At 44.6% G+C, this 18,546-nt stretch carries 16 protein-coding genes; 2 read left to right on the top strand and 14 right to left on the bottom strand.

Annotated features, from left to right (window positions below):
• Positions 1 to 57: 57 nt before the first annotated feature.
• A complete protein-coding gene (locus LT679_RS13845; protein ID WP_232178199.1) occupies positions 58 to 1,788 on the top strand; it encodes an amino acid permease in 1,731 nt (576 codons plus the stop codon).
• Here LT679_RS13845 and LT679_RS13840 read toward each other — a convergent pair.
• The 12 genes from LT679_RS13840 to LT679_RS13785 form a co-directional block, all read right to left on the bottom strand.
• Entirely contained in the window at positions 1,785 to 2,792 is a 1,008-nt protein-coding gene (locus tag LT679_RS13840; RefSeq protein ID WP_232178198.1) for a glycosyltransferase family 4 protein, read from the bottom strand. The two genes, LT679_RS13845 and LT679_RS13840, sit on opposite strands and share 4 nt — an antisense overlap.
• Positions 2,793 to 5,069: a glycosyltransferase family 4 protein gene (locus LT679_RS13835; protein WP_232178197.1), complete on the bottom strand. Its 2,277-nt coding sequence runs from the start codon at positions 5,067 to 5,069 to the stop codon at positions 2,793 to 2,795.
• Positions 5,070 to 5,316: 247 nt separating this feature from the next.
• Positions 5,317 to 6,513, bottom strand: a complete 1,197-nt coding sequence (locus tag LT679_RS13830; protein ID WP_232178196.1) for an aspartate aminotransferase family protein — start codon at positions 6,511 to 6,513, stop codon at positions 5,317 to 5,319.
• A gap of 149 nt (positions 6,514 to 6,662) precedes the next feature.
• Complete coding sequence (locus LT679_RS13825; protein WP_232178195.1) at positions 6,663 to 7,157, bottom strand: hypothetical protein; 495 nt, start codon at positions 7,155 to 7,157, stop codon at positions 6,663 to 6,665.
• A 2-nt stretch (positions 7,158 to 7,159) separates the two neighbouring features.
• Positions 7,160 to 7,984, bottom strand: coding sequence for a hypothetical protein (locus tag LT679_RS13820; RefSeq protein ID WP_232178194.1), 825 nt, complete (start codon positions 7,982 to 7,984; stop codon positions 7,160 to 7,162).
• 64 nt (positions 7,985 to 8,048) lie between these two features.
• Entirely contained in the window at positions 8,049 to 8,606 is a 558-nt protein-coding gene (locus LT679_RS13815; RefSeq protein ID WP_232178193.1) for an RNA polymerase sigma factor, read from the bottom strand.
• A 29-nt stretch (positions 8,607 to 8,635) separates the two neighbouring features.
• Entirely contained in the window at positions 8,636 to 9,601 is a 966-nt protein-coding gene (locus tag LT679_RS13810; RefSeq protein WP_194101127.1) for a transketolase family protein, read from the bottom strand.
• Between the two features lie 126 nt (positions 9,602 to 9,727).
• Positions 9,728 to 10,576 (bottom strand): transketolase, encoded by an 849-nt coding sequence (locus LT679_RS13805; protein WP_232178192.1) that lies wholly within the window; start codon positions 10,574 to 10,576, stop codon positions 9,728 to 9,730.
• A 69-nt stretch (positions 10,577 to 10,645) separates the two neighbouring features.
• Entirely contained in the window at positions 10,646 to 11,107 is a 462-nt protein-coding gene (gene bcp / locus LT679_RS13800; RefSeq protein ID WP_232178191.1) for a thioredoxin-dependent thiol peroxidase, read from the bottom strand.
• A 5-nt stretch (positions 11,108 to 11,112) separates the two neighbouring features.
• Positions 11,113 to 12,828 carry a M23 family metallopeptidase gene (locus tag LT679_RS13795; RefSeq protein WP_232178190.1) on the bottom strand — a complete coding sequence of 572 codons (1,716 nt, stop codon included), beginning with the start codon at positions 12,826 to 12,828 and terminating at the stop codon, positions 11,113 to 11,115.
• 6 nt (positions 12,829 to 12,834) lie between these two features.
• Positions 12,835 to 13,446, bottom strand: a complete 612-nt coding sequence (locus LT679_RS13790; protein ID WP_232178189.1) for a fumarylacetoacetate hydrolase family protein — start codon at positions 13,444 to 13,446, stop codon at positions 12,835 to 12,837.
• 171 nt (positions 13,447 to 13,617) lie between these two features.
• A complete protein-coding gene (locus LT679_RS13785; protein ID WP_232178188.1) occupies positions 13,618 to 14,043 on the bottom strand; it encodes a T9SS type A sorting domain-containing protein in 426 nt (141 codons plus the stop codon).
• 247 nt (positions 14,044 to 14,290) lie between these two features.
• On the opposite strand from LT679_RS13785, the gene LT679_RS13780 reads away from it, so the two are divergent.
• On the top strand, positions 14,291 to 16,234 hold the full coding sequence (locus LT679_RS13780; RefSeq protein ID WP_232178187.1) for a KUP/HAK/KT family potassium transporter: 1,944 nt from the start codon (positions 14,291 to 14,293) through the stop codon (positions 16,232 to 16,234).
• Positions 16,235 to 16,284: 50 nt separating this feature from the next.
• Here LT679_RS13780 and LT679_RS13775 read toward each other — a convergent pair whose 3' ends face one another.
• Complete coding sequence (locus LT679_RS13775; RefSeq protein WP_232178186.1) at positions 16,285 to 17,013, bottom strand: 3-keto-disaccharide hydrolase; 729 nt, start codon at positions 17,011 to 17,013, stop codon at positions 16,285 to 16,287.
• 16 nt (positions 17,014 to 17,029) lie between these two features.
• Positions 17,030 to 18,397 (bottom strand): Gfo/Idh/MocA family protein, encoded by a 1,368-nt coding sequence (locus LT679_RS13770; protein ID WP_232178185.1) that lies wholly within the window; start codon positions 18,395 to 18,397, stop codon positions 17,030 to 17,032.
• Positions 18,398 to 18,546: the final 149 nt, after the last annotated feature.

Genomic DNA, 18,546 nt, shown 5'->3' with positions numbered 1-18,546 from the left:
CTATGCAAAAAAATGGTTATGTTTGGGGTTGATTGGCCCTCATAAAGCATTTAATAAATGTCGAAAAGTATATTTCGTAGAAAATCCGTTTCAAAAATTTTAGCCGATGTTGAAAGCGGTTTCAGCGACAGCGAGCACTCAGGCGGCGCATCTCATCTTACCAAAGCACTTAAAGTAAAAGACCTTACCCTGATGGGTATCGCCGCTGTTATTGGCGCCGGTATATTCAGTACTATTGGCGAGGCCTCTTTTCATGGCGGTCCGGGAGTAAGTATACTTTTTGTTATTACAGCCATCACCTGCGGTTTCTCGGCCCTTTGTTATGCCGAGTTTGCCTCGCGTATACCGGTTGCGGGCAGCGCTTATACTTACGCTTATGCTTCGTTTGGTGAATTGATTGCCTGGATCATTGGTTGGGATTTATTGATGGAGTATGCCATCGGTAATATAGCCGTAGCCATTTCCTGGAGTACTTACTTTGTCAATCTGCTCGAAGGTTTTAATATCCACATTCCGTCATACTTAACGATGGACTACTATACCGCCCTTAAAGCGCATGAGGATGTAGAGAAACTTACCGCCGGTGGCAATATTGCCGATATAACCGATAAAATGCGCCATGCGGCAGCAGCTTTCGTTAACGCACCGGGCGCGGGTAATTTCAAACTGATCGCAAATATACCCGCTTTACTTATTGTGGTGGCTATAACTTACCTGGTTTACATTGGTATACGCGAAACTAAAAAGGTTACCAATGGCATGGTAATGCTTAAAATAGCGGTTGTTATAGCAGTAATATTGCTCGGTTTTTTTTATGTTACCCCGGCCAACTGGAACCCCTTTATGCCGAACGGTTTTAGTGGGGTGATGAAGGGCGTTTCGGGCGTTTTCTTTGCCTACATTGGCTTTGATGCCATATCAACCACGGCTGAAGAATGTGAAAACCCGCAACGCGATCTGCCGCGGGGCATGATCTATTCATTAATTATTTGTACCATACTTTATGTGCTGATTGCCCTTGTGCTAACCGGTATGGTGAGCTATAAAGATTTGCAGGTTGGTGATCCGCTGGCGTTTGTATTTGCCAAGGTTGGGCTGACCAAAATAAGTTACGTAATATCTGTAAGTGCGGTTATTGCTACGGCGAGTGTTTTGCTGATATTCCAGTTGGGGCAGCCACGTATATGGATGAGCATGAGCCGTGACGGTTTGTTACCAAAAGCGTTTTCGCGCATTCACCCTAAATTTAAAACGCCTTCATTTGCTACAATAGTCACTGGTTTTGTGGTGGCCATACCGGCTTTGTTTATGAACCTTACTGAAGTAACAGACCTTACCAGTATCGGCACCCTGTTCGCTTTTGTGCTGGTATGCGGCGGGGTATTACTTTTACCCCGTGAGGCTGCGGTACAGGGACGTTTTAAACTGCCGTATATTAACGGTAAATTTATCGTGCCTGCCTTGTTTATCGGCATGGTGATCGGTTTTCACCGCCCTGTATTAGAATTACTTTCGGGCGAGAATGTGCACGAGCGTTTCCCGCTTATTTTGTTCATCATCGTGAGCGCTGGTATAGCCGTTGTATCGTTCATCAAGAACCTCTCGTTAATACCTGTTTTAGGTCTGCTAAGTTGTTTATACCTGATGACGGAGTTAGGCTACATCAACTGGCTGCGCTTTTTAGCCTGGCTGGTTATTGGTTTAGTAATCTACTTTACTTACAGCTACAAAAACAGCAAGTTAGGTAAGGACAACGCTATTGAACTGCCTGACAACAAAACGCTTTAAGCGCCCAATATTTGTTGATATAGCTTATAATAATCGCTAACCATTTTATCGCGAGAGAACTGCGAAGCTGCCCACTCGTGGCATTGGCTTCTGTTGATCTTAGATAACTGGCTTACTGCTTCCACGGCTTCGTCAACATTGGTTACCAGGAAACCTGTTTCTTCATGACTGATTAATTCGGGCATCGAACCTCGATTAAAAGCGATTACCGGAGTACCGCAAAGCATAGCTTCCGCTACACTCATGCCAAATGGCTCGTCAAAGTTAATGGGGTGCAAGAGGGCGGATGCCTTGCCTAGCAATTCCTTGCGCTTATCAGGCCCTGCGTGGCCAACATATTGTATTTGATCACCCAAATGCGGCTCAACTTTTTCCTTGTAATAACTCTCGTCCTGTATAATTCCAGCTATCAGTAGTTTCTTACCGGTGCGTTTAGCTATCTCTATTGATTCAGCAGTGCCTTTATGGTGATGTATACGACCAAAATATAGCAGGTAATCGTCAGGCTCAGCAGTAAATTCAAAGTCGCTTATATCCAAGCCATTATATACCGTAGCAAGGTACTCCAGTTGCGGGCTACGGTCTGAGTTGCTGATAGAAACATAATGCCCTCTCGAATTATACTTTTTATAAACCGGGATAATTTTTTCCGATGAAAAACCGTGTATGGTAGTGATTAGCTGCGTTTTAATTAAACCGGAGTAGGTGAGGGGCAAAAAGTCAAAGTTGTTATGGATCAGATCAAATTCTCCCGCCTTCTCCATCAGGTTGCTGATGTGCAGGCACTCCAACACCTTAGCATCCTGACTGCGATCTTCTTCGTAACCCTGTTCGCAAATAGCTTCCAGTTTACCCGTGGTTAAGGAATCGCCCGTAGCAAAAAGCGTAACCTCAACCTCAAGCTTAACCATGCCTTCGGCTATGTTTGATGCCACCTGCTCCCAGGGCCCGTAATGCCTGGGCGGTGTGCGCCAGGCTACGGGGGCTAATACGGCTACCTTCATTTAGCAGATTTGTACGTTATGGCCAAACTTGTTGTATTCGTATTCCAGCTCAAAAGCTTTCAATACCGTAAGGTGCGATATCATGTAAGCTAAAGTACTTTCGGCACCTTGGTTACGGTTAATGCCTGTTGGCAATAAGCCGTCGCAGCAGCCTTTAGTTTCATAGTCATAAAGCGGTGCGCGCAATGTATTTTCTCCCAGGAACCATTTGTAGCTCAGGAACATTTTCTCGATATATTCCGGTGTGCGGAATATTTTGTAAGCCTGGAAATGCATCAAAACCATAGCCATGGTTTCAATAGCCTGCTGATCGTAAACCGGGAAGGTTCCACCACGGTAGTACCAGCCATCATTGCCTACCGGGCTTAAATATCCGTTTGAAAGGGTCAGATTATCCAAAAACGCCATTGATTTTAGCGCTATTTGGCGCACCTCTTCATTGCCGGTAATCTCGCAGGAGTGGAGCAGCGCTAAAGGCAGTATGGCATTGTCATAGGTCATGCCTTCTTCAAACCACTGCCAATCATCGGTTGCCGCTTCGTTAAACGCGTTAACCAGTGGTTGGGTAAGCCGGTTAAGCTCCTGCACCATGCCCTCATCAGTAGGGACAGCTTGCAGGTATAAACTTATGCCAATGATGGTATTGGCCATGCCGCGTAAATAGCGCAGGTTTTTAAAGTGCGGGAATGATTTTTGGAATAACTCCAGCGCAAACTCACGGTATGAATTACTTGCCGCGCAACCAATTAAATGACCCAAAGCCCAGATGGTACGGCCGAATGAATCCTCAGAACCTATCTCGTCCAGGTATCGCCTGTCAAAGCTCAAGAAGTTGCGGAAATTACCATCGTCCGTTTGCATATAGTGTATGTAACTCAGGTAAACGGGCAGCAGGTCAAACGCTTCCTGGCTTTTGTTACGCTGATAGGCCATGATAGCCATAATGAGGGCGCGTGAGTTATCGTCAAGGCAGTAGCCCTCTTTCAGGTTAGGTATACCGTATTTGGCATGCTGCACAATGCCGGTATCATCAGTTAAACGCAATATATGCGCCAGGCTGAAGTTGGGTAAAATTTCCGGGTCGACAATGCTGTTCTTAAGTATTTTGTCGCTAAAGTCATGGCTCATGCAAGCTTCCTGGGCAACCTTGATAAACTCGGCGCCAATGGCAGGATAACGCAGGTGCAAGCCGTATTGATAAGCGTTTTGTTTCAGCTCGTTAAGGGCGTTGTCATCATCAAGCAGTTCGATCACAATGTCTGACAATGCATCGTGATTTTTAAAGTCGAACAAACGACCACGATTGTGGGCCAGCAACTCCTGCGCATGCCAGTAAGGTGTCGAAACTACCGCCGCGCCCGACCCAACAGCGTATGATAAAGTACCGCTGGTAATTTGCGCCTCGTTTAAATATGGCGTTACATAAACCTCGCAAGCGGTAAGGTAGTTGATCAATTCCTCTTCTGATACGAATTTATTGATGAAAGCCAGATTTTTGGCTACTCCAAGCTGCGCGGCCAGGCTTTTTAACGAGTCGCGGTATTCTTCACCGGAATTTTTAAGTACACCGGGATGCGTGTTGCCTAAAATTACATATACCACGTCCGGATGCTTTTCGACTATTTTAGGTAAGGCTTTTATAACGGTTTCCAAGCCTTTGTTACGGCTTAGCAAGCCAAACGTAAGCAATACTCGGTGATTTTTAAACGAAGAAAGGCTCTTAACCGGGTTATCAACAGGCGCTTCTAGATCAGGAACTCCATGCTCTATAATTTGAATTTTTTCCTCCGGGATATCATATATATCAGTCAGGAACTCAACCGCGCGCTGGCTCATAACTACAACTTTGGATGATTGCTCGGCAATTTCACGTATAATGATACGCTGCACATAGCTTGGCTCCTTAAGCACAGTATGCAATATAGAGATCAGGGGTTTTTCTAACCTGTTGATCAGTGGGAGGATATAGATGCCGCTCTCGCCGCCATATATTCCAAATTCATGTTCCAGGATGCAGGCGTCAACCGTGCTGGTGTTGATATAATTTGCTGCGCGGATATAGTCCTTCTGGTTATTTTGACGTACTACATATTTTACTTCTTCGGGATACTCATATTCTTCAATATCCGACGAGTCATTCAGGGCTACTACATAACCACCGTCCGAGGGCTTTTTCCGTTCCGGAAAATTAGCGTTTATAGCACGCATCAGATTTTGGTTAAACGTAGCTATCCCGCACTCTCTGGGTGGATAGGTAGATATATAGGCGATCTTCATTGGTAATATGTTTGCTTTTTATTTTTAGTTAATGTGTTTTGATACAATGTGTCTGGCAGAACGGCCAAAAAAAAGGACACGAGATCAACAAAAAAGTTTGCTGAGAAGCTTTAAAAGCATTTTATTATTTCAGCAAACACTATGTTGCACAAAGCATACCAAAGGGTGCGTTTTTAATTAAAATTTAATAGCAAATATATTTTAAAGGTAGATGGGTTATAAGGTTATAATGAGAAAAGCTTGAAAGTTAGTTGCTTACGTGTAAGTATTCAATAGCCTCAATTATAACAGCACAAGCTTTTTTAATTTCATCATGCGTGATAACAAGGGGAGGGGCTATACGCATCGAGTTGGAGCAGTGCAAAAACCAGTCGGTTATAATACCGTGTTCTATACAGCGGTCAATTATTTTCTTAAGCAGTTCAAAGCTTTCAAACTCCGCGGCCAGCATTAAGCCTTTGCCACGAACTTGCTTTATAGCCGGGTGCACCAGCAGTGCCTTAAACAAATGCTCTTTTTCCGCTACTTTATCTATCAAATTCTCTGCGAGCAGCACCTCAAGAGCTGTCAGTCCTGCCGCGCAGCTTACCGGGTGACCGCCAAATGTGGTGATATGGCCCAAAATAGGATTATCCTTTAAAGCACCCATAATTTCGCGGGAAGATATAAAAGCGCCTATGGGCATACCGCCGCCAAGCGCTTTAGCCAGCAATAAAATATCCGGCTCAATGCCGTAATGCTCAAAAGCGAATAATTTGCCCGTACGCCCCATACCGGCCTGTATCTCATCCAGAATCAACAGGGTGCCGGTCTTATCACATCTATGCCGAAGGGCTTGCATATATTGTATCTCGGGTACACGTATACCCGCTTCGCCCTGGATGGTTTCAACTATAACGCAGGCGGTTTTGTCTGTAATTTTTTCAAGGTCATGCAAGCTGTCAAAAGCAATGAAACTTACATCAGGGAGTAACGGACCATAACCGCGTTTAAATTCATCGCTGCCCATTATGCTTAAAGCGCCGTGTGTGCTGCCGTGGTAGGAGTTATGGCATGCAATAATTTCTGACTGGCCGGTGTAGCGCTTGGCCAGCTTCAAAGCTCCCTCAACCGCTTCGGCGCCGGAGTTTACAAAGTACACCGTTTCTAAACGTTCGGGTAATATAGATATCAGTTTTTCGGCAAAGCGTACCTGGGGTGTTTGTACGTATTCGCCATACACCATGAGGTGCATGTATTTGTCAACCTGGTTTTTGATGGCCTCAACCACACGCGGATGCCGGTGGCCGATGCTGCTTACGCCTATGCCCGATATCAGATCCATATAGGCTTTACCTTGTACATCATACATATACACACCTTCGGCACGCTCAAATTCCAGCAGCAGCGGAAAATCAGTTGTTTGGGCGTTATGCGAAAGAAAAAGCTGGCGGAGCGTAGGCATGGCAGGTGCGATTACTGATTTATCCGGCAAAGATAAATATCAATCACGACATACCTTGTAAGGTAAACGTAAAGTAATAGATATTGGATTTTGTATAAATAAAGGAAGAGAATGCAATCTATAAACTAATAACTCCGCAAATAAAATAATTAATCTCCTGCGCGTTCGCTGCGTTCACTGAGTTGTTTGAGCACTTCGTCGTTAAACTGCTTTTCGCTTTTGTAGAGTTCGCTTACCTTTTCGGCTGGCATTATCTTCAAAAATTCTTCGTTGTAACGCTTGTGGATATTAACCAGCTCAGTTTCGTAATACAGTTCTTTGTTGATTTGTTCCTGGCCGTTAGGCTGCGCGCTTGAATTATTGAGGCGTTTAAGACGGCGAATATTAACCAACTGTTGCTGATACTGGCGGTATAAAGGCCAAAACTTTTTAGATTCGGCAGGGGTAAGGTTAAGTTGCCGCTCAAAATAGTCTTTTTTGGCGTTTGCCAGCTTGGCAAAACGTGATTGCGTTGCCGAGTTGTTGCTTTTATTTTGCTGATAACGCAAACCACGCGCGTTATCAGGCACCTGCGCCTTAACAGTTAAGCACAATCCCAGCACAAACAATATGACAATATATACTCTTCCGGCCAGATTACTCATTATTAAAGTTCAGTATCAATATAGTCCAACAACTCCTCGTCGCTCAGGTTTTCGCTAATGTAAGTTTGCGTTTCACCGGCATCAAGGTTTTGTTCCGCATAACCGCGAATCTCATTCAGCGGAATGTTTGACAAGCGGCTGTGCAGATAAGAATCGGCATGTGGCGCATTCGCATTAGCTGCAACCGGGTGGGCATCTTTCTGTAAAAAGAAGCTCACACCAATGGCAATGGTAACGCAAGCTGCAGCAGCATATCTGTAAACGCCTGATGTAAGAAACTTACGTATAATACCGCGCTCTTTAACCGGTTCGTGCTGAACTTGTTCCTGGTCAGCATCGACCGTTTTGCTTAAAATAGCGGCATTTAGTTTGTCAAAATAACCGGCAGGCACGGCAAAAGGCTCGTCGGCATTTACGGCCTCATCAATACCAATACGTGCGGTTATGTTTTGTTGCAGGTTTTCGAAATATCCTTCAGGCACCCCAAACCCTACATTTTCGCTGCCGGCCGCTTCTTCGATGTTAATACGGCTTTGAATGTTATTGCTCAGTTCATCAAAGTAGTTATCAGGTAAAATAAAACCTGTGTTTTCTACGTTTAACGCAGCGGCTACGGTAATACGGCTGCTGATATTACCTTCAAGCTCCTCAAAATAATTTTCGGGAACAGAAAAGCCGGCTTGCCGTGTACTTATATCATCTAAATTTTTAAGGGAAAGAGTGCGTTCGCGAAGGTCATCGAAATAGCCTGCAGGCACTGTGAACGGGTTTTTTGCGTCAACCTGTTTCAGTGCGGGAAAATCATTCAGCCAATCTCTTGTATCCATATCGCTCTTCATACCCTCATTAGATTAATACTTTAGCAAAAGGTTTAAAGTGATTTTTAAAAAATTACAATTCTGACGATAAGAGGTAAGCTTCTATCTTTTTAACTGCCAAATGGAACGACGCTTTAAGCGCCCCTACACTTGTTCCCAGTACATCAGATATCTCTTCATACTTCATATCGTCAAAATATTTCATGTTAAACACAAGTCTTTGTTTTTCGGGTAAAGTGAGCAAGGCCTGCTGTAGTTTCAGCTGGGCCTTGTCGCCGTTAAAGTACGTCGAATCCGCCAATGTATCGCCCAGTTCATAAGCTACATCATCCAGCGGTACATTATTTTTCATTTTCTTTCTGTTCAAAAATGTAATGCACTCATTGGTGGCAATACGGTACATCCAGGTGTACAACTGCGCGTCGTTCCTGAAACCCGGTAAGTTCTTCCATATCTTTACGAAAACATCCTGCGTCAGGTCGTCGGCGTCGTCATGGTCAATAACCATGCGGCGCACGTGCCAATAAATTTTCTGCTGATACTTTTTAAGTAGCAGATTAAAGGCTTCGTTCCTAGTGCGTTCGTCGCGGAACTTACTTAGTATTTCTTCGTCTTCAGCCTGTGCGGCCATATCAAATCTTTAACCCTAAAATAAAGAACTTAGCTGTTTTGTTTTTTACGTGCTATTACTTTTTTAGCCGCTGCGATGATGTGCTCAGCATCCAAACCATATTTGGTCATCAGCTGTGCAGGTGTACCGCTTTCGCCAAAGCTGTCATTCACAGCCACATACTCTTGCGGAGTAGGGTTGTTAACAGCCAGTAATTGTGCAATGCTATCGCCTAAGCCACCTAAACGGTTATGCTCTTCGGCCGTTACCACGCAACCTGTTTTTGCTACTGATTTAAGGACAGCCTCAGCATCTAAAGGTTTAATGGTGTGGATATTAATAATCTCGGCATCAATGCCTTCCTCAGCCAATTTTTCGCCTGCTTGTATAGCTTCCCATACCAGGTGGCCGGTAGCGAAGATAGATACGTCAGCACCCTCGTTAACCATCCATGCCTTGCCGATCTCGAATTTCTGATCTGCATCAGTAAAAATAGGTACTACAGGGCGACCGAAACGCAGGTAAACCGGGCCATGATGCTCGGCAATAGCGATGGTTGCTGCCTTGGTTTGGTTGTAATCGCAAGGGTTGATCACCGTCATGCCCGGTAACATTTTCATCAGGCCAATGTCTTCCAGTATCTGGTGGGTTGCGCCATCCTCACCAAGGGTTAAGCCCGCATGCGACGCGCAAATTTTCACGTTCTTGTCAGAATAAGCTACCGACTGGCGGATCTGATCGTAAACACGGCCGGTTGAAAAGTTGGCAAAGGTACCTGTGAACGGAATTTTACCGCCAATGGTTAAGCCTGCCGCCATACCAATCATGTTCGCCTCGGCAATACCGGTTTGGAAAAAGCGCTCAGGAAATGCTTTTATAAAGTCGGCCATTTTTAATGAGCCTACCAGGTCGGCACAAAGTGCAACCACTTCCGGGTTACGTTTACCGGCTTCAAGCAAACCGTCGCCAAAACCCGAACGCGTATCTTTTTTATCTGTGTAAGTATATTTTTTCATAACCTCACTTAAATCCTCTCCAATGTAGAGGACTTGCTAAATTTTTATTGTGATATGATATTATTTAGATCAAACTATTGCAACCGCTACATCAGCAACCGCAACTTACCTTAAGGGCCGGGGGGCTTAGTAATCGCCCAGTGTTTCCTCAAGCTGAGCTAAAGCTACTGCCAGTTGCTCATCGTTAGGTGCAACACCGTGCCATTTGTGGCTGCCCATCATAAAGTCTACACCGTAACCCATGCCTGTTTTAAGCAATATGGCTATAGGTTTGCCTTTACCGGTTAAGCTTTTGGCTTTTTCAAGCACAGCAACAACGCTGGCCATATCGTTACCATTTGGTTCTTCAAGCACTTCCCAGCCAAAGGCTTCGAATTTTGCTTTCAGGTTACCTAATGATAGTACCATTTCGGTAGGGCCGTCAATCTGCTGGCCGTTGTAGTCAACAGTAGCAATTAATCTATCTAATTTATTGTGCGGAGCAAACATGGCGGCTTCCCATATCTGTCCTTCCTGCAGCTCACCGTCACCATGCAGGGTGTAAACAATGCTGTCGTCACCATTAAGGCGTTTAGCCAATGCAGCGCCAATGGCTACTGAAAGGCCCTGGCCTAATGAACCTGAAGCGATGCGTACACCCGGTAAACCCTCATGGGTAGTTGGGTGGCCCTGCAATCTTGAATTCAGTTTGCGGAAGGTGCTTAATTCTGATTTATCAAAGTAACCGGCATGTGCCAATACACTGTAAAATACCGGTGAAATGTGTCCGTTTGAAAGGAAGAACAGGTCTTCGCCTTTGGCATCCATGTTGAACGAAGGGTCGTTGTTCATGATGTTAAAATAAAGGGCTACCAAAAAGTCGGTACAGCCTAATGAACCGCCCGGGTGGCCTGACTGGCAGCCATGTACCATGCGCACAATGTCACGACGAACCTGCGATGCGGTTTGTTTTAATTGCTCTATGTCTTGTTTCATTAAATGATAGGTTTTATTGCAAAAAATCTAAATTTCGGCTAAAATAAATATTAATCTGATATATAGGTGTTATTTCAACACATCTAATATCTGCTGCGACGAGTTTTTGGTATCCACCTTATCAATAATCTGATCGATAATACCATCTCCGTTAATCAAAAACGTTTTACGTGCTGTACCCATATATTTTTTGCCATACATGTTTTTTTCCACCCAAACGCCGTAGGCTTCAACAATTTCCTTGCTTTCATCAGCAATCAGCGTAAAGGGCAGGCTATATTTGGTTTCAAACTTTTTGTGCGATTTCTCGTCATCCGTGCTTACACCAATCACCTCAAAGCCCTGGCTTACTAACGACTGATAGTTATCCCTAAAACTGCAAGCCTCGGCAGTGCAACCCGGGGTATCATCCTTTGGGTAAAAATAAAGTATTACGTTTTTGCCTTTAAAGTCGGCTAATGAAACGGCTTTGCCGTTTTGGTCCTTTGCATCAAAATCCGGCGCTTTATCGCCAATTGCTAATGTTGCCATCTTGTTTATCGGTAAAAGTTAGCTCTAAATTGCGATGCATTATCTTTAGCATCGGTTACTGTTAATTCAAATGTATGTTTTCCGGGCTTAATATCCTTGTCAAAGTAATATCTTAACAATTTAGTCTTGTAGTCGTGCTCAACCAGCACCCACTTGCCATCTATTTTGCCGGTGTAGCTTTTTACGCCCGAAAGATTGTCGCTCATGCGCAGGTTAATGCTTTTGGCCGCCGACAGGTTGCTGCCCTCACGAATGTTTACCGGCGTAATTACGGGCGGCACGGTATCAACCTTGATATAATAATCGCCAAAAAAGCGGCACTGGCCTTTTACGTACCCGTCCTCAAACTTGCCAATGGCCATATTACCTGCTGTGTTGATCAATACAGCTTTATCGGCGTTTTGGCCAATAGTGCTGTCGGGCTTTATCCATAAGCTAAAGCTGGAATGTATGGGCATAAAGCGGTTATGTATACGATGTGTTTCAGAGTAAGCTCCGGGTTTGCGCGGCAAGCGTGCATAGTTAAAGTCGAGGTTATCGTACAAGTTGCCTGGCTCTATAATTACCTTTACCTTATCATTATTAAACTCGTTGGTTTTATCATATTGAAACAATGGGCCTTTAGGCACAAAAGGTTTTACCTGGTTTTTAGAAGATTTTACGTTTACCGTTAATGTAGACGTATTGCCCGCAACATCTTTCACTACGTATTGCACCTCGTGCATATTATCATCATCAAAGTTAATAATACCACGGTTTACTGATTGTGGATAGAGCGATATGTTACTGCCCGGCGGCACAAAGCACTTCTGCATCCAGCGGCGAGAGGTTAGGAAGGCCGGATAATCCAGGTAAGCGTTAATGGCCCGGGTTTGATCGAAGCCAAAACGTTCCACCGCGAAAGTGTAAATCGTATTGCCATCCAGCTTAAGTTCTACAGAGTAGATGCCGTTATGGTTAGGCGAAACACTATTCATATCATAGGCTGTAAGCCCAAAGCCGGTTTCGCCGCTTAGATGTATGGGCTGATTATTTTTTAAACGATACTGGCCATTAGCGCCTACCACGGCTAAAAACATGTGCGGCGTTTTTTCGCTGAAAGGCGCTCCATCAGCGAAGTTATAAGTTGCAATGGCTTGCAGGGTAGGTGGTACCTTATCGGGTATCGTAAGGCCAAACAATTGCGGATTGATAGTCTCCTCTGTCTTGCTGTCGCGAAGTTCAAAGTGCAGGTGCGGCCCCGCTGAAGCGCCTGCATTACCTGTCCAGGCAAACACTTCACCTTTTTTGAGGGGAAGTTGTAAGGGTAGCAGCTGAAAATCCACCTCGTAGCTTTGGCGCTTATTTTGGTAGTCACGTATCAGAGCCTCTATCTCCGGGCTAAACTTTTCCAGGTGCCCGTAAACCGAAGTAAAGCCATTAGGATGCGTAATATAAACCGCCCTGCCGAAGCCGCCGTACTGTATGCGGAGGCGCGATACAAAGCCGTCCATAATAGAATAGATGGGATAGCCGGTGCGCTGGTTAGTCTTAAAATCGAGGCCGGAGTGGAAGTGGTTAGGCCGCAACTCGCCGAATGAGCCTGCCGTACTGGGCGGCAGATCAAGCGGGTAACGAAAAATATCTTTAGGGTAAAAGTTGTTTTGTATAATGTTTTGCGCTCCGGCGCTGCCGCAAATTAATAGTCCGGTTGCCAGTAGCGTAAGTTTTTTTAATATCATCCGTTTTTATTTCACGTAAAAATCAAGCATTTGTTCACCTTCAATAAACCCTTCCAGGTGATCGCCTATGGCTACGCGGCCCACGCCTTCAGGGGTGCCGGTAAAAATTAGGTCGCCTTTTTTTAGGGTGATGTATTGTGATACAAACGCGATGATACGTTCAAACGAAAAAAGCAGGTTGTTTGTGTTGCCCGCCTGACGATTTTCACCATTTATTTTCAGGCTGAAATTGATGTTATACAGATCGGCAAACTTATCCTTCGGAAGGAAATTACTGATGGGCGCCGAGCCGTCAAAACTTTTGGCCAGCTCCCATGGCAAACCTTTTTCTTTATGTTTTGATTGAATATCACGGGCGGTAAAGTCAATACCCAGGCCAATTTCATTATAATAATTAGCCGCGAACTTTTCGCTGATGTGTTTGCCTTCCTTGCAGATTTTTAAAACCAGTTCGGTTTCATAATGCACATCCTCACTAAATTCAGGATGATAAAACGGCTTATTATCCTTAAGCAACGCGGTATCCGGTTTCATAAATATAACCGGGGTGGTTGGCACCGGGTTGTTCAGTTCCCTGGCATGCTCGGCGTAGTTGCGCCCAATGGCAATAATCTTCATAACAGTAAATGTGGTGAAGCGCCAAAGCTAAGTAAATTGTGGTTAATGGTAAGTGGTGAATTGTGAGGATTTGGCGATCAGTTATTGATGAATAGTGATCGTGAAATTTTGCGAGTAGTAAGCAGATGTCATAAGAAAATGGCTAATGTCCAATGACTGAAAAAACAATGCCTAAAGAACAGAAAGCCTCTTGATAGTTGACTCGGTGCCGGCTATGATGCGCAGGAAGTAAAAGCCGCGGCTCAACTTGTTGTTGATGATGTAAGTGAATTTTTGATCGCCGGAGCTAACATGCTGCGAGAAGATAGTGGCTACATCATTACCCAGCATATCTACAATTTTTATAGTCACGTTGCTGTTGCGCGACAAGTCATACCTTAGGTTGATCTGATCTGTTACCGGGTTAGGATAAATTTGCACGTTGCTGAGCAGCTTATCATCCTGACGGTTAACGCTAAGCTTGGTTGTTGATACGGTGCCTGGTTTAAGCGGCGGCAGCGTAAAAGGTAAGCCGCTTTTCAGGTACGATGTTTTGTTCTTTTTTTTAAGGATAAGGCTATCCTGGGAAGCTGTTGTTTCTGCAAAAGCAAAATTCATGGTCACCGCTATTGCGATCACGATAAACCATAAATTATTAAGAGTAAATTTTTGCCTCATACAGTTACACTGCTACAAATGTATAAATTACACCATGCCTATTCAAAAAGTTAGCCTTTATATTTAATATTTAACAATTTTTAACAAAATGGCTGTATCATTGTAATGACATATGCATTGACTTATACGGGGTTAATAAGTTTAAGTTTGTGCGTAAAATTTATAATTTTGCATTTTTTATAAGATAGTGTCAAGTCATAAAGACCTTCAGAAACTGACCGTCCCCGGATTGCTTATTAGCCTGGGGATCATCTACGGCGATATCGGTACCTCTCCGCTATACGTATTTAAAGCAATTGTAGGCGCGCAAGCAATAAACGAGAGCCTTGTACTGGGCGGCGTTTCATGCATATTTTGGACGCTTACACTGCAAACCACCGTAAAATATGTGTTAATTACCCTGCTTGCTGATAACAAGGGCGAGGGTGGCATATTCTCGCTGTTCTCTCTGGTACGGCGTAAGGCCAAGTGGCTCATTGTACCTGCGGTAGTTGGCGGTTGCGCACTGCTGGCCGATGGTATTATCACACCACCTATTACTATATCATCGGCTATTGAAGGTTTGCATACTCGCTTTCCGCAGATGACGCTACCTACATACCAAATCGTACTCATTATTATAGCCTTGCTATTTATTATTCAACAGTTTGGTACTTCACTGGTAGGTAAAGCATTCGGGCCTATCATGTTCCTGTGGTTTACTATGATGGGGGTATTGGGCATTATGATGATAGTGCAAATGCCATGGGTGCTCAAAGCACTAAATCCATATTATGCGTACGATCTATTAAGTAATAACCCTAACGCCTTTGTAATATTAGGTGCCGTTTTCCTGTGTACAACAGGTGCCGAAGCGCTGTATTCAGATTTGGGGCACTGCGGCCGCTCAAATATACGCGTAAGCTGGATATATGTAAAAAGCTGTTTGGTGTTGAATTATCTTGGCCAGGCGGTATGGCTTATTAATCATAACGGTGAATATCTGGGGGCTAAAAACCCATTTTACCTGATTATGCCCGAAGGCTTCCTGATATTCGGTATTGGCCTGGCAACAGTTGCTGCTATTATCGCCAGTCAGGCGCTCATATCCGGTTCGTTTACGCTGATAGCAGAGGCTGTAAGGCTTAACCTTTGGCCTAAAGTGCGCATTAACTATCCTACCGACCAAAAAGGGCAGCTTTACGTTCCAAGCATTAACTGGATACTTTGCGTGGGCTGTATCATCGTAGTGCTATTGTTTGAGAAGTCCGAAAAAATGGAAGCGGCTTACGGTTTAAGTATAACCGTAGCTATGCTGATGACTACCATACTGGTATCAAAATTTCTGCAGCGTCGCAAAGTTCCTACTTATCTTATCGCTTTGTTTTTTGCAGTATATCTGGTTATTGAGGGTACGTTTTTGCTGGGCAACCTGGTTAAATTTATCCATGGCGGCTGGTTTACGCTTTCTATCGGCTTTATGCTGTTTGTGGTGATGTGGACATGGCATACCGCCCGCAAGATCAAGAACCGGTACGTTAAGTTTATCGAGATTGAGGATTATTTCCAGATCATTAACGAGTTGAGTGATGATGAAACCGTGCCCAAGTATTCATCACAACTGGTTTACCTGACCAGCGCCAACTTCAACTCGGAGGTAGAATCAAAGATTATCTATTCCATACTACAAAAGCAGCCTAAGCGAGCTGATATTTATTGGCTGGTGCACGTTGATGTAGTTGATGAGCCTTACACACGCGAATATGAGGTTGATTTTTTAGTGCCGGGTAAACTGATCCGTATCGACTTTAAGCTTGGTTTCCGTGTAGAGCAGCAGATCAATGTATTGTTTCGCCGTGTAGTTGAGGATCTGGTGAAAAACGGTGAGGTGAACATCACCAGTAAATATAAATCATTAGGCAAGCACAATATCGTAGGCGATTTCCGCTTCGTTGTAATCGAGAAAACATTATCGCGTTCGCACAACCTGTCCTTTTACGAGCAGTTGATTATGGATATCTACGTGCAACTTAAAAAGGCCAGTTTATCTGAGGAGCGCGGCTTTGGGCTCGACCTGAGCTTTGTAACGGTTGAAAAGGTGCCACTTATGCTCACCACGCCTGATAATGTGGATATGCGCAGAGTACAATAAACGAAAAAGCGGGAGTAAATATTTACTCCCGCTTTTTTTATCATAAGGTTTTAATCAGCCAGTTCCATAATCTTAATGTTTTTGAAGGCTATTTTACCGCCATGGGCCTGTAAAGCAATTCTGCCTTTCTTGGCCATACCGTAATCCGGATCATCTTTCCATTTACCGGTAGTTTTCTTTTTGCTCCACTCCGGCGACCATGCTTCAAATTCCAGTATCTTAGCGCCGTTAAGCCAGTGCTCCACGTGGCCTTTGTTAAATACAATTTTGCTGGTGTTCCACTCGCCAACAGGTTTTAACTTCTTTTTATCATTCGGCAAATGCATGGCATAATCGCAGCCTGCCTTTTGCCAGTCTTCCAGTTTGCCGTCCCAGCCCACTTCGTCTATCAGCTGATACTCGGGGCCGGTAGTAAAAGTATAGGGGTATTTGGCATCCTCAACCACATGATACATTACACCACTATTACTACCTTTACCTATCTGCCAATCCCAGGTAAGCTCAAAGTTGCCGTACTCTTTATCGGTTACAATATCGCCGTTGGTTGATTCATGTTCGCTTCCAACACAGGCAAGTATGCCGTCTTTTGCGGTCCAGTTGGTAACGGTTCCGGGTTTGTTGTAAGCGTGCCAGCCATTAAGTGTTTTTCCATCAAAAAGGCTCACCCAACCTTTTTTAGTAACATTAACAGTTGCTGGCTTGTCGTCATTGCTGATGGCTACCACCGCGGTACCCAGCAGTCCGGCAGTTAGTAGTACGGTAATTGTTTTCAGTTTCATAATTTACGGTAGATAATTATTTTTTAATCATTTGCATTTTTTCAGGATCCCAAAGCATAGCGCGGTCCTGGTGATAGCTGTCGTTACACAGCAGGGCAGGGGCAGCCGCGCGATAACCAAATATAGCATCCTCTACCACTTTCTTATTCTCGCGTATGGCGGTAAAAAAGTTAACCATGTGGTCATAAGGGCCACCTTTGTATCCCTTTTCGGCGGCGTAGGTCATTTGCTCGGGCGGTAATATCATTTTTCGTCCGGCATTGCCATTGCCCGATTTCCGTAGCTGCTCCAAATAAAAAGGGTCGTCAGAGGCGAAGGATTTATTTCTTTTTAGGGTAACGTCGTCCCAGGTAACATCCATTGAGCCCTCGCTGCCCACCAGGCGCAGGTAGGTGGTGCCGCTGGTGCCATCCACAAAATTGCACCGTAAGGACAGATTAAATGCAGGGTGTGCGGCAACTTTAGGGTAGTCAAATGTGCCTAATAATACATCAGGTACCTCGCGGCCGTCGTTCCAGTAACGCAAACCGCCTGACGCGTAAATTTTATTTGGCCCGTGCGAGCCGGTAACAAAGTGCAGGCTGCTGAACAGGTGGACGAATAAATCGCCGGCCATTCCGGTACCATAATCAGTATAATTTCTCCAGCGGAAAAAACGCTTCTCGTCAAAAGGTCGTTTTTTAGTATTGCTTACGTACGTGTCCCAATCAAGCGTTTGGGTGGATGCATCGGCAGGCAGCGGGTATTGCCAAGCCTCAATAGGGTTGCGGCGCGCCCAAAAGCCTTCGGCATAATTAAGCTGACCTATAGCGCCCGATGCCAGCAGTTCTTTAGCTTTTTCGTTACCTAATGATGATACGCCCTGGCTGCCTACCATAAAAACCTTACCGGTTTCCTTTTGTGCTTTTATAACAGCAGGGCCCTCATCAACCGAGTGCACCATGGGTTTTTCGCAATACACATGTTTGCCCGCGTGCATCGCATCTATTGATATTTGCTGATGCCAGTGGTCGGTAGTGCCTATAATAACTGCATCTACGTCCTTGCGTGCTAATATTTCCTTGTAGCTACGGGTGGTAAACAGATCGGCGCCCCAGCGGGCTTTGGCGTCTTTCAGGCGGGTATCATAAAGGTCGCACACGGCTACCAGTTTCACACCCGGTACCTGCAGGGCCACGATGGCATCTTGTGTGCCCATGCCGCCTGCACCTATCAGCGCGATATTGATGTTATCATTTGCGCTAAAAAACGGCTGGCGCTTTAAATAAAAAAACGATTGGCTTTTATCTGCTGCCATGGCAACCGTACCGGCGGCGACGGCGGCAGCGGCGGTGCTTAAGGTTTTAATAAATCCCCGGCGGGACGCATCCTTTTTTTCTTCCATAAGATTTAATTTCAGAGTGATAGGCGATAAAATTATAAAGATAAACCTATTAAAAATCAACGATAACTATCCATTTTTGGCAGTTAATTAGTGCTTTAAGGTTAAAATATGTTCGTGCTTTGGTACGATAATACTGCAATACCAACCTC

This window comes from Mucilaginibacter roseus (genome assembly GCF_021215455.1).
Classification (GTDB): domain Bacteria; phylum Bacteroidota; class Bacteroidia; order Sphingobacteriales; family Sphingobacteriaceae; genus Mucilaginibacter; species Mucilaginibacter roseus.
Note: the sequence above shows the minus strand (reverse complement) of the source record. Positions and strands in the feature narration are given on the sequence as shown.

Excerpts from the sequence above, each read along its gene's own strand:
- LT679_RS13845 (WP_232178199.1), top strand. The coding sequence starts at position 58 with ATGTCGAAAAGTATATTTCGTAGAAAATCCGTTTCAAAAATTTTAGCC.
- LT679_RS13840 (WP_232178198.1), bottom strand. The coding sequence starts at position 2,792 with ATGAAGGTAGCCGTATTAGCCCCCGTAGCCTGGCGCACACCGCCCAGG.
- LT679_RS13835 (WP_232178197.1), bottom strand. The coding sequence starts at position 5,069 with ATGAAGATCGCCTATATATCTACCTATCCACCCAGAGAGTGCGGGATA.
- LT679_RS13830 (WP_232178196.1), bottom strand. The coding sequence starts at position 6,513 with ATGCCTACGCTCCGCCAGCTTTTTCTTTCGCATAACGCCCAAACAACT.
- LT679_RS13825 (WP_232178195.1), bottom strand. The coding sequence starts at position 7,157 with ATGAGTAATCTGGCCGGAAGAGTATATATTGTCATATTGTTTGTGCTG.
- LT679_RS13820 (WP_232178194.1), bottom strand. The coding sequence starts at position 7,984 with ATGGATACAAGAGATTGGCTGAATGATTTTCCCGCACTGAAACAGGTT.
- LT679_RS13815 (WP_232178193.1), bottom strand. The coding sequence starts at position 8,606 with ATGGCCGCACAGGCTGAAGACGAAGAAATACTAAGTAAGTTCCGCGAC.
- LT679_RS13810 (WP_194101127.1), bottom strand. The coding sequence starts at position 9,601 with ATGAAAAAATATACTTACACAGATAAAAAAGATACGCGTTCGGGTTTT.
- LT679_RS13805 (WP_232178192.1), bottom strand. The coding sequence starts at position 10,576 with ATGAAACAAGACATAGAGCAATTAAAACAAACCGCATCGCAGGTTCGT.
- bcp (WP_232178191.1), bottom strand. The coding sequence starts at position 11,107 with ATGGCAACATTAGCAATTGGCGATAAAGCGCCGGATTTTGATGCAAAG.
- LT679_RS13795 (WP_232178190.1), bottom strand. The coding sequence starts at position 12,828 with ATGATATTAAAAAAACTTACGCTACTGGCAACCGGACTATTAATTTGC.
- LT679_RS13790 (WP_232178189.1), bottom strand. The coding sequence starts at position 13,446 with ATGAAGATTATTGCCATTGGGCGCAACTACGCCGAGCATGCCAGGGAA.
- LT679_RS13785 (WP_232178188.1), bottom strand. The coding sequence starts at position 14,043 with ATGAATTTTGCTTTTGCAGAAACAACAGCTTCCCAGGATAGCCTTATC.
- LT679_RS13775 (WP_232178186.1), bottom strand. The coding sequence starts at position 17,013 with ATGAAACTGAAAACAATTACCGTACTACTAACTGCCGGACTGCTGGGT.
- LT679_RS13770 (WP_232178185.1), bottom strand. The coding sequence starts at position 18,397 with ATGGAAGAAAAAAAGGATGCGTCCCGCCGGGGATTTATTAAAACCTTA.